Raw genomic sequence first — 10,124 nt, forward strand, 5'->3', positions numbered from 1 at the left:
AACACCGACCAAGCCAACCCGCACTGATCTGGAGCCCAAGGTCGATCTCCTCATGACACGTCGCCGCTCATACCTAGGCGTAAAGCCGCAATCGGGTGGCGCGCAACCATATAGCCCCAGCAATGAGCATCGGGCGAACGCGCGACGCTGCGATTGGCGCCACCGTTATAAACTCGTCTGACAACAAATCCGGGTGAACACCGGTTTCGCCGCGGATACGGATCGACTCAGGATGCGTTCGTCTCCGTGCTGGATACCGGCAATCACTGGACCGGGTGATAATACCGGGTTGCATCCGGCAAGCCATACCAGCCAAGCTGTCGCGGTGTTGCCGCAATAGCGGGAAACACTATCGTGCGGAGGCGCCCAGTTGTCGGAACGTGTTCTCATTACCGGCGGCGCCGGCTTCATCGGCAGGCATCTCACCCGCGCGCTTCTCGCGCGTGGGCACCATGTTCGAATTCTGGACAGCCTCATCGAGCAAGTGCACGGCCAGCAGCCTGATCCGGCGTTTCTTGACCGCGATGCCGAGCTGCAGATCGGCGATGTGCGCGATGCTGTGGCGGTCACCCGTGCGCTGCAGGGTGTGGACAGCGTGGTTCACCTGGCTGCCGAAGTTGGTGTCGGTCAGAGCATGTACGCTATCGATCGCTATGTCTCAGTAAATGACTACGGCACCGCTGTCCTCTTCCAAGCTTTGATTGAGAGGCCCGTGCGCCGAGTCGTCGTCGCCTCGTCCATGAGCATCTATGGCGAGGGACTCTACCGGGATACGGAAGGGCGCCACTACGAGGATGTTGTCCGTGTCCCGCGCACGAGTTCCACTGCATCCTGGGATCCGCTGGACCCTACCGGGCGGGCACTCACCCCAATCCCGACGCCGGAAACCAAGCGGCCTGCGCTGGCCTCGGTCTATGCGATCACCAAATACATGCAAGAACGCGTGACGCTCACCCTCGCCCCTGCCTATGGCATGCAGGGCGTCGCGCTCAGGCTCTGGAATGCCTATGGCCCAGGGCAGGCTCTGTCAAACCCCTATACCGGCGTGCTGGCGATCTTCGCCTCCCGCCTCCACAATGGCCAGCCGCCGATGATCTTCGAGGATGGCGCGCAGCGGCGCGACTTCGTGCATGTCGAGGACGTGGCCCAGGCTTTCGTATTGGCGTTGGAACATCCCGCCGCCGCGGGCGGCGTGTTCAACATCGCCAGCGGCGTCGATCGTACGGTCGCGGAGGTGGCGCAGCTTCTTGCCGGGGCGATGGGGAAGCACGGCATGGCACCCGAGATCACCGGCAAGGCTCGCGCCGGCGACATCCGCCACTGCATCCCGGATCTCGGCTTGGCGCGCAGCATGCTCGGCTTCGAACCCCGCTGTGATTTTGTCGATGGACTTAGCGAACTGGCGGAATGGGTCGCCTTGCAGCAGGCGGAAGACCGCGTCAGTCATGCGAGGAATGAGCTCGCAGCACGGGGGCTGGTGGCGTGACGGCGAAAGGTCGGCCGGTCCTGATCACCGGCGGCGCAGGGTTCATCGGTGCCAACCTGGCTGACCGCCTGGCGAGGGAAGGTCACAGCGTCCTGATCTATGATGCATTGCGGCGCCCTGGCGTCCACGCGAATCTCGAATGGCTGCAGGACCGGCACGCCAGCCGTATCATCCCAGTCATTGCCGATATCTGCGAGGCTGGCGAGCTAGGCCGCGCGGTCGGGGAGGCCGGTGCGGTGTTCCACCTCGCGGCGCAGGTGGCGGTCACCACCAGCCTTGAGAATCCCACCGATGACTTCCGCACCAACCTGCAGGGAACCACCCTGCTGCTCGAAGCCGTACGACGCACCCAAAAGGATCTGCCGCTTGTCTTTGCCAGCACCAACAAGGTGTACGGGAACCTGGCTGATCTCGCGTTGCGGCTTGAGGACGATGCCTACCTGCCGGAAGTGCAGGATATCCGCATGAATGGCATCGGCGAGGACCGGCCGCTCGAATTCCATACGCCCTACGGCTGCTCCAAAGGCGCGGCGGACCAGTATGTGCTGGACTATGCGCGGAGCTTCGGCATCCCAACCGCTGTCTTCCGCATGAGCTGCATCTACGGCCCAAGGCAGATGGGCACTGAGGACCAGGGCTGGGTCGCGCATTTCCTGATTCGCGCCCTGCAAGGAAAGCCGGTCAGTGTCTTCGGCGATGGCTGCCAAGTGCGTGACATCCTGTTCGTCGACGATGCCGTCGACGCCTATATCTCAGCGTGGCGGAATATCGGCCGGGTGCGCGGCGGCGCGTTCAACCTGGGCGGTGGCCCCGGCAATGCGGTCAGCCTGCGGCATGTCCTGCGGCACATCGGCACGTTGCTCGGCTCGCCGGTCCAGGTGGAGCACGGTGACTGGCGTGCGGGCGACCAGCGCTACTACGTCTCGGACACGCGTCTGGCGAATCGGGCGCTCGGCCTGCGGCCACCAACCCCTTGGCAGAATGGCCTCGCCGCCCTGGCGGACTGGCTTCGCGGGCAGAACCACGACCTTGCCGCCGCGGCTACTCCGCCGCATCCCGCAGAGGCCCTGCCATGAGGATCGCGCTGGTCAATCCGCCCTGGCGTTTCGATGGCAGCATCTATTTCGGCTGCCGCGAGCCGCATCTGCCACTTGAGCTCGGCTACAGCAAGGCGCTGCTGGAGGCTGCGGGCCATGCCGTCCTGATCGTGGACGCGCATCTCTTCGCCTTGCCGCTGGCGGAGACGGTGGCCGAGGTCGCCGCCTTTCAGCCCGACATGACCGTCGTGACGACGGCTCCCAGCTATCTGTTCTGGCGATGCGCACAGCCGGAGCTCCGCGTCCCGCGGGAGTTCCTCCTGGCTCTCGACGGCCGGGGTGGTCGCACGGTCGCGGTCGGCCCCCACGGTTCGGCGACACCGGCGGCCGCCCTGCGCAAGCTCGGAGTCGACGTGGTGGTCCGCGGCGAGTGCGAGGAGATCGTTGCCCGGCTTGCCGACGAACGCAACCTCGCACGGGTGCCGGCCATCGCCTTCTGGGATGGCGGCGAGATCCGGGTCACTGGTGCCCCGCATGCTGGTGCTTTCACAACGCTGCCCGCGCTGCGCTGGTCCGATTCCTGGATCGCGCGACATCACCACCATCATCACCGCTTCGACGCGCAGCCAACGGCGCCCGGTGCGGAGGTCGAGGCGTCCCGCGGATGTCCCTATTCCTGCTCATTCTGCGCCAAGATCGACTTTCGCGACGCCTACCGGCGCCGCCCCCTGGCACCATTGCTCGACGAGTTAGACGGACTGATTGCCCAAGGCGTCGGCTATGTCTACTTCATCGACGAGATCTTCCTGCCGCAACGCGCCCTGCTGGAAGCCTTGGTCGGCCGTAACTTGCAGTTCGGCATCCAGACCCGCCTCGACCTCTGGAAGCCGGAGATGCTTGACCTCCTTGGCGCGGCGGGCTGCGTCTCGATCGAGGCCGGGGTGGAGAGCCTGACGCCGGAGGGTCGCGCCGCGCTCGACAAGAACTGCCGGATGTCGACGGAGGAGCTCACCGAGCGGCTGCTGCATGCGAAGCGCCGGGTGCCTTTCGTGCAAGCGAACCTGATCAAGACGCCGGGCGACGATCCCGCCATGATCACGGCCTGGCGTGAGACGCTGCGGCGCGGCGGCGTCTGGGCCAACGATCCCGTGCCGCTCTACCCGTATCCAAGTTCGCCGGACTACCGCCGTCTTTGGGGCGCCCCGGATGACGAGGCTTGGGAGCGGGCGCATACCCATTATCTCGCTCAGTTCTCCACCCTGAGCGACATCCAGGACGACCGGGTGATCCCGCTGCCCGAACTCGAGGCTGCATGTTGCCGATGAGCCCTTCGCCGGGCATCCGACTGCTGATGACAGCGGATGCGGTGGGTGGCGTGTGGTCCTATGCGGTCGATCTGGTGCGAGGCTTGGCACCGCATGGCGTTGAGACCACGCTCGCGGTTCTCGGTCCCGCACCAACGGCGAACCAGCGCGCGGCCGCAGCTGCGGTGCCAGGGCTGCGGCTGCTGGAGACGGCCCTGCCGCTCGATTGGCTCGCCGACTCGAGAGCAGAGGCTGTGGCCTCGGGCCAGGCCCTGGCAGCTCTGGCGAAAGAGGTTGGTGCGGACTTGGTGCATCTCAACACGCCGGCCCCTGCCGCCGGTGCCGCCTTCTCGGCACCACTCGTCGTCGCCTGCCATTCCTGTGTCGCCACGTGGTGGGACGCGGTTCGGGAAGGGCCACTGCCGGACGACTTTTGCTGGCGCGCCGAACTGACGGGTCAAGCCTATGCAGAGGCCAGGCTTCTGATCGCGCCGACAGCCGCCTTCGCCGCTGCGACGGCACGGAAATACGGGTTGCGGCAACCGCCGCTGGTGATTCACAATGGGCGTCGGGCGATGGCCTGTCCTGCGGCTGCGCAACCCGCCCCGGCGGATGTCGCCTTCACGGCCGGCCGGCTTTGGGACGAAGGCAAGGACATGGCGACGCTCGACCGGGCGGCAGCCAAGCTGCCGATTCCGGTTCTTGCAGCTGGCGACACACGCGGCCCGAATGGCGCCCAAGTCGAGTTGAAGCATCTGCGGCTGCTCGGACGGCTTTCCGACACCGCGCTCGCCCGCGTCTTGGACACACGCCCCATCTTCGTCTCACCGGCCCGATACGAGCCCTTCGGCCTTGCGGTGCTGGAGGCCGCGCAGGCCGGGTGCGCGCTGGTCCTGTCGGATAATCTTGGATTCCGTGAGCTCTGGGATGGGGTCGCGGAATTTGTGCGGCCTGGCGATGACGCCGCACTCGCTGCCACGGTGCAGCTTGTTGCGACGGACCGGGAACGCAGGATCGCATTGGGCGTTGCGGCGAGGGAACGGGCAGAACGATTCACAATTGAGATTCAGGCTGCCGCCATGCTGGACGCTTACCGCCGGATTCTTGCTGGCCAAGGTGACTGGATGCAAAAGGACGTCGCAGCGTGAGGCTGGTCTACTTCACTCATTCCCTGGAGTCCTGCTGGAACCACGGCAACGCGCATTTTCTTCGCGGCGTGCTACGGGAGTTCCTGTTGCGCGCCCATGAGGTGGCCATCTGGCAACCGGCTCAGGCTTGGAGCCTGGAAAACCTGCTGCGTGACCATGGGCCGGCTGGTCTCGACGCCTTCCGCACGGCCTATCCCGAATTGCAGGCCCATAGTTATGACAGTGAGGCCGATTTGTCCGAAGCGGCCGCCGACGCTGACCTGATTGTAGTGCATGAATGGAATGAGCCATGGCTGGTCGCAGCGCTCGGCCGGATGCGGCGCAATGGTGGCCGCTTCGTCCTGCTGTTCCACGATACCCATCATCGGGCGGTCAGCGACCCCGACGCGATTCGGCACTTTGACCTCGACGGATATGATGGCGTGCTTGCCTTTGGCGAGACGCTGGCCGCGGTCTATCGGCAATGGGGTTGGGGCGATCGGGTCCACGTTTGGCACGAGGCCGCCGACATCCGGCTGTTCCATCCGCCTGCCCAGGAAGCCAGGCAGGAGGGCTTAGTCTGGATCGGCAACTGGGGCGACGACGAGCGCGGCGAGGAGCTCGAGCACTTCCTGCTGGCACCCGCGCAGGCCGCCGCCCTGGCACTCGAGATCCATGGCGTGCGCTACCCGGACAACGCGCTGAGGACGCTTGCCGCCTTTGGCGCACGGTATCGAGGCTGGTTGCCTAACGCACGCGTGCCGGACGTGTTCGCACGCCATCTCGCCACAGTTCATGTTCCGCGACGCTTCTATGTCGACCGGCTCCCCGGCATCCCGACCATCCGGGTCTTTGAGGCGCTGGCCTGTGGCATCCCGCTAATCTGCTCGCCCTGGCAGGATACGGAGGGGCTCTTCCATCCGGGCAAGGATTATCTCATAGCGCAAGACGGGGCGACGATGGCGCGCCATTTGGTGGCCATCCGCCATGATGCCGACCTGCGTGCCAGCTTGGTGGCGAGCGGGCTGGGCACCATCCTCGCCCGCCACACCTGCGCCCATCGGGCAGCGGAGCTGCTGTCGATCTACAGCAAGCTGCGGGACGTCCCTATGGCAATGGAGGCTACTTCTTGAAGATTGCGTTCTACGGCTCGAGCCTACTGTCCTCATACTGGAATGGTGCCGCAACCTATTATCGTGGCCTGATCAGCGACCTATACCGGCGCGGCCACCAGATCACCTTCTACGAGCCCGACGCCTTTGACCGGCAACAGCACCGCGACATCGACCCACCGGACTGGGCGGCAGTGCGCGTCTACCCGGTGACGGAGGCGGCGCTGCGCGAGGTGATCGGCGAGGCGCGCCAGGCCGATGTCGTGGTAAAGGCCAGCGGTGTTGGGGTGTTCGATGACGCGCTGCTTGAGGGCGTGATGGCAGCGGCGGCGCCGCATGCCATCCGCATCTTCTGGGATGTCGATGCACCGGCGACACTGGCCGAGCTGCGCGGCAACCCAGACCATTGCTTGCGCCGCACGCTGCCTGCACTCGACTTGGTGCTGACCTATGGCGGCGGACCGCCAGTGGTCGAGGCCTATGAAGGGTTTGGCGCGCGTCGCTGCGTGCCAGTCTACAATGCCCTCGACCCGGAGACCCACCACCCAATGCCGGCCGAGCCGCGCTTCGCTGCCGACCTGTCCTTTCTTGGAAACCGTCTGCCCGACCGTGAGGCGCGGGTCGAGGAGTTCTTCCTGCGCCCCGCAGCGATGCTGCCGGAGAGGCGGTTCCTGATCGGCGGCAATGGTTGGGAAACCAAGGATATGCCGCCGCAGGTTCGACATATTGGGCATGTCTACACGCGCGAGCACAATGCCTTTAACACCTCCGGCCTAGCGGTGCTGAACATCGCCCGCGACAGTATGGCGGCGGTTGGTTTCTCTCCGGCGACCCGCGTATTCGAGGCGGCGGGCGCTGGTGCTTGTTTGATCACCGATGCCTGGGTCGGCCTCGAGCTCTTTCTCCGCGACGGCGAGGAAGTGCTAGTCGCCCGCGACGGCGCCGAAGTCGCTGAGCATGTCCGGCAACTGACTCCTGCACGGGCCCGCACCATCGGAGAGGCGGCACGCACGCGCATCCTGTCCGAGCACACCTATGCCCGCCGCGGCGCGCAGGTGGATGCTTTGCTGCGTGAGGAAGCTCTTCGCAGGCTCGCCCGGGTGGTCGCATGATACCTGTGGCTCCTGCGCCCTTGCGGGTCGTGGTGCTCGGCCTTAGCCTTTCCTCCTCCTGGGGCAATGGCCATGCGACCACCTACCGCGCTCTGCTGAAAGCCTTCGCCGCACGCGGCCATGATGTGCTGTTCCTCGAACGCGAGGTGCCGTGGTACGCCGCGCACTGCGACCTCGGTGATCCCGGCTTCTGCCGCCTGGAACTCTACCGCGACCTTGCCGATTTGGACCGCTGGCGCGAGGTCATCGCCGATGCCGATGCGGTCATCGTCGGCTCCTATGTACCAGAGGGCGTCGCGGTCGGCGTGCTAGTGCAGCGCACCGCCCGCGGTATTACCGCCTTCTACGACATTGACACGCCAGTAACGCTGGCGAAGCTGGAGCGGGGAGACGAAGAGTACCTGGCTGCCCGGCAGATCCCTGGCTACGACCTGTATCTCTCCTTCACCGGCGGGCCGACGCTCGGTCGTTTGATGGACCAGTACGGCTCGCCGGCCGCGCATGTGCTGTACTGCTCTGTGGATGCGGAATCCTATCGCCCGCTCGGTCTGCCGCATCGCTGGGATCTCAGCTATCTTGGTACCTACAGTGCCGACCGCCAACCGAAGCTGGAGCGTTTGCTGTTCGAGCCGGCGCGACGGGCGCCGCAGTTGCGGTTCGTCGTCGCCGGGCCGCAATACCCGAAGGACATCCGGTGGCCCGACAATGTGGAACGGCTTGAGCATGTGCCTCCTGGCGCGCATTCCGAATTCTATGCCATGAGCCGCTTCACGCTGAACGTCACCCGCGATGACATGGTGCGGGCGGGTTTCAGCCCGAGTGTTCGGCTGTTCGAGGCCGGCGCCTGCGGAACTCCTATCCTCTCCGACATATGGGCCGGCATTGATGAGATCTTCGTCCCAGGAGAGGACCTCATCCTTGTGAGGGAACCCGACGACGTGCTGCAGACGCTGCTGGAAGTGCCAGAGTCCCGCCGATTGGCCCTGGCCGCCGCCTTACAGCGCCGCGTGTGCTCCCATCACACTGCGGCCCACCGGGCTGCGGAACTGGAAGCCTACCTGCGCCGCTACTCGACCAGTCCGAAGCAGGCCGTCAGCGCTTCAGGTGAAAAGGCGACACCATGAGCAAGATGCAGCGCAAGGTCGCCGTTGTCGCCGGCGGCGCGGGATTTCTCGGATCGCACCTCTGCGATCTACTCCTGTCGGAGAATGTCGATGTACTCTGCATCGACAACCTACGCACCGGACGGGTGCGCAACCTGAAGCACCTTCAACGCGAGCCGCGGTTTGAGTTAATTGAGGCGGATGTTATCAATGCATTGCCGACACGCCTTGGTCGGCTCCACATCAATGCCGTGTTCAATCTTGCATGCGCCGCCTCACCGCCGCACTACCAAGCGGATCCGGAGCACACTCTGCTGACCTGCGTACTCGGTACGCGCAACCTGCTCCGCCTAGCCGAGGCGTCGAGCGCGCGCTTCGTCCTGGCGTCGACGAGCGAGATCTACGGTGATCCCGAGATCCATCCACAGGTCGAGACCTACTGGGGCAATGTCAATCCGACCGGGCCACGCGCTTGTTACGATGAAGGCAAGCGCGCCGCCGAGACATTGGCCTTCGACTACGCCAGAATGGGTCGCGTTGATGTCCGCGTTGCCCGAATCTTTAACACCTACGGCCCGCGGATGCGAGCCGATGACGGCCGCATCGTGTCAAATGCCATCAGCCAAGCGCTGGCCGACAGTCCGATCACTGTTTACGGCGACGGCACGCAAACCCGGTCCTTCTGCTACGCTGATGATCTGGTGGATGGGTTGTTGCGGCTTGGCGCATGTGAGGCGCCTCTGGACGGACCGATCAACCTTGGCAACCCCGCAGAGGTGACGATTTCGAAATTGGTGGAACAAATCATCGCCTTGACAAATTCACGTTCGTCGACGGTGTACTGCCCCTTGCCGGTGGATGATCCGCGCAGGCGTCGACCGAGTATTGCCCGCGCTAACAGGCTTCTAGGCTGGTCGCCGCGCATTCCACTCAATACCGGATTGAAATCTACCATCGCATGGTTCGCATCCGAACAGCAGCACACTTCTGTGGTCAACCAACCTGCAAGCAAGATTTCCGTTAGTCTTCATGTGTCTAACGATGGCATCAGCATGAACTCATAGCCAGACCGAGTGTAGCTCCCGTCAGTGTCGATCCGTTGAACTCAATGGTCGCGCTCGGCCATACAGTGCCTCAAGCGCCATCCGCGCACAGGTCTCCTAATAGGGAAGTTGAGGCATCACCGGGCCATTTAGAGGATCACCTCTGCGGTGAAATGCTGGCCTTCGAAGGTCGAGGCCGCCCGAAGTGCCGCCTCTTGCTGTCTTGCCAACTCCTGGCAAGACGGCGATCGCACCGGTCGAATAATGGTCAATAGAAAATCGGCAAAGCTATAGAATAGTGGCCGAGTACTGATACTAGATTTGCTTTAAGGTACAACACTTGCGTCCACTACGAATGTAGTAGCAGGTTTCGTAACACAAACCCAGATCTCACCCAGGACCAGCATGTTGAGATCGGAAAGGCGTGGCCACTGCCGAATATGGTTCTGCCAGCAGCCTCACGAATCCCCTCATTTTTCCCTCGTGGGCATAGGCGCAATTCGCGTGGGTTTTGTATGAGTTTCGGCTCAATCAGGGCTGGAGCATTGAGGCGGGCGTCTGGGCGAAGTGCGGTCGTTCCTCGGCGAGTTGTATGGGCCTGACCTGCATACCAAGCGGATCGACGCCTTGGCCGGCGCCACGCTTGGGGTGATGGCGGCGGCATCGCTCGCTGTGGCGATGATCGGCCAGGCCCTGGCTCAGGCGCGCGGTCTGGTGACCAAGCACGCGGTCAAGCAGGTGGACCTGATCCTCCCCCTTTGAAGTGGTCCGCCCTGAGGTATGGGTTTGGACCGGAGGGG

General features: G+C 64.2%; 9 protein-coding genes. All 9 read left to right on the forward strand.

All coding sequences use genetic code 11. The features are described 5' to 3' along the window. The first annotated feature begins 370 nt into the window (after positions 1–370). The 9 genes from AC5JJ6_RS08510 to AC5JJ6_RS08550 all read left to right on the forward strand — a co-directional run bounded on the left by AC5JJ6_RS08510 (position 371) and on the right by AC5JJ6_RS08550 (position 10,086). Complete coding sequence (locus tag AC5JJ6_RS08510; protein ID WP_496041620.1) at positions 371–1,486, forward strand: NAD-dependent epimerase/dehydratase family protein; 1,116 nt, start codon at positions 371–373, stop codon at positions 1,484–1,486. After that, positions 1,483–2,562, forward strand: a complete 1,080-nt coding sequence (locus tag AC5JJ6_RS08515) for an NAD-dependent epimerase/dehydratase family protein (protein ID WP_496041621.1) — start codon at positions 1,483–1,485, stop codon at positions 2,560–2,562. Before AC5JJ6_RS08510 ends, AC5JJ6_RS08515 begins: the two co-directional genes overlap by 4 nt. Next, entirely contained in the window at positions 2,559–3,848 is a 1,290-nt protein-coding gene (locus tag AC5JJ6_RS08520; RefSeq protein ID WP_496041622.1) for a TIGR04295 family B12-binding domain-containing radical SAM protein, read from the forward strand. The genes AC5JJ6_RS08515 and AC5JJ6_RS08520 overlap by 4 nt, the downstream gene beginning before the upstream one ends. Continuing rightward, positions 3,836–4,975, forward strand: a complete 1,140-nt coding sequence (locus AC5JJ6_RS08525) for a glycosyltransferase family 4 protein (RefSeq protein ID WP_496041623.1) — start codon at positions 3,836–3,838, stop codon at positions 4,973–4,975. Before AC5JJ6_RS08520 ends, AC5JJ6_RS08525 begins: the two co-directional genes overlap by 13 nt. After that, a complete protein-coding gene (locus AC5JJ6_RS08530; RefSeq protein ID WP_496041624.1) occupies positions 4,972–6,087 on the forward strand; it encodes a CgeB family protein in 1,116 nt (371 codons plus the stop codon). Before AC5JJ6_RS08525 ends, AC5JJ6_RS08530 begins: the two co-directional genes overlap by 4 nt. Beyond that, complete coding sequence (locus AC5JJ6_RS08535) at positions 6,084–7,178, forward strand: CgeB family protein (RefSeq protein ID WP_496041625.1); 1,095 nt, start codon at positions 6,084–6,086, stop codon at positions 7,176–7,178. Before AC5JJ6_RS08530 ends, AC5JJ6_RS08535 begins: the two co-directional genes overlap by 4 nt. 29 nt (positions 7,179–7,207) lie before the next feature. Continuing rightward, complete coding sequence (locus AC5JJ6_RS08540) at positions 7,208–8,302, forward strand: CgeB family protein (RefSeq protein WP_496041629.1); 1,095 nt, start codon at positions 7,208–7,210, stop codon at positions 8,300–8,302. After that, positions 8,299–9,345 carry a UDP-glucuronic acid decarboxylase family protein gene (locus AC5JJ6_RS08545; RefSeq protein WP_496041626.1) on the forward strand — a complete coding sequence of 349 codons (1,047 nt, stop codon included), beginning with the start codon at positions 8,299–8,301 and terminating at the stop codon, positions 9,343–9,345. Before AC5JJ6_RS08540 ends, AC5JJ6_RS08545 begins: the two co-directional genes overlap by 4 nt. Before the next feature lie 546 nt (positions 9,346–9,891). Next, entirely contained in the window at positions 9,892–10,086 is a 195-nt protein-coding gene (locus AC5JJ6_RS08550; RefSeq protein WP_496041627.1) for a hypothetical protein, read from the forward strand. Positions 10,087–10,124 lie beyond the last annotated feature (38 nt).

The sequence above is a fragment of the Skermanella sp. genome (assembly GCF_059503625.1).

Coding starts and splice junctions, on each gene's coding strand:
- AC5JJ6_RS08520 (WP_496041622.1), top strand. CDS start 2,559: ATGAGGATCGCGCTGGTCAATCCGCCCTGGCGTTTCGATGGCAGCATC.
- AC5JJ6_RS08525 (WP_496041623.1), top strand. CDS start 3,836: ATGTTGCCGATGAGCCCTTCGCCGGGCATCCGACTGCTGATGACAGCG.
- AC5JJ6_RS08545 (WP_496041626.1), top strand. CDS start 8,299: ATGAGCAAGATGCAGCGCAAGGTCGCCGTTGTCGCCGGCGGCGCGGGA.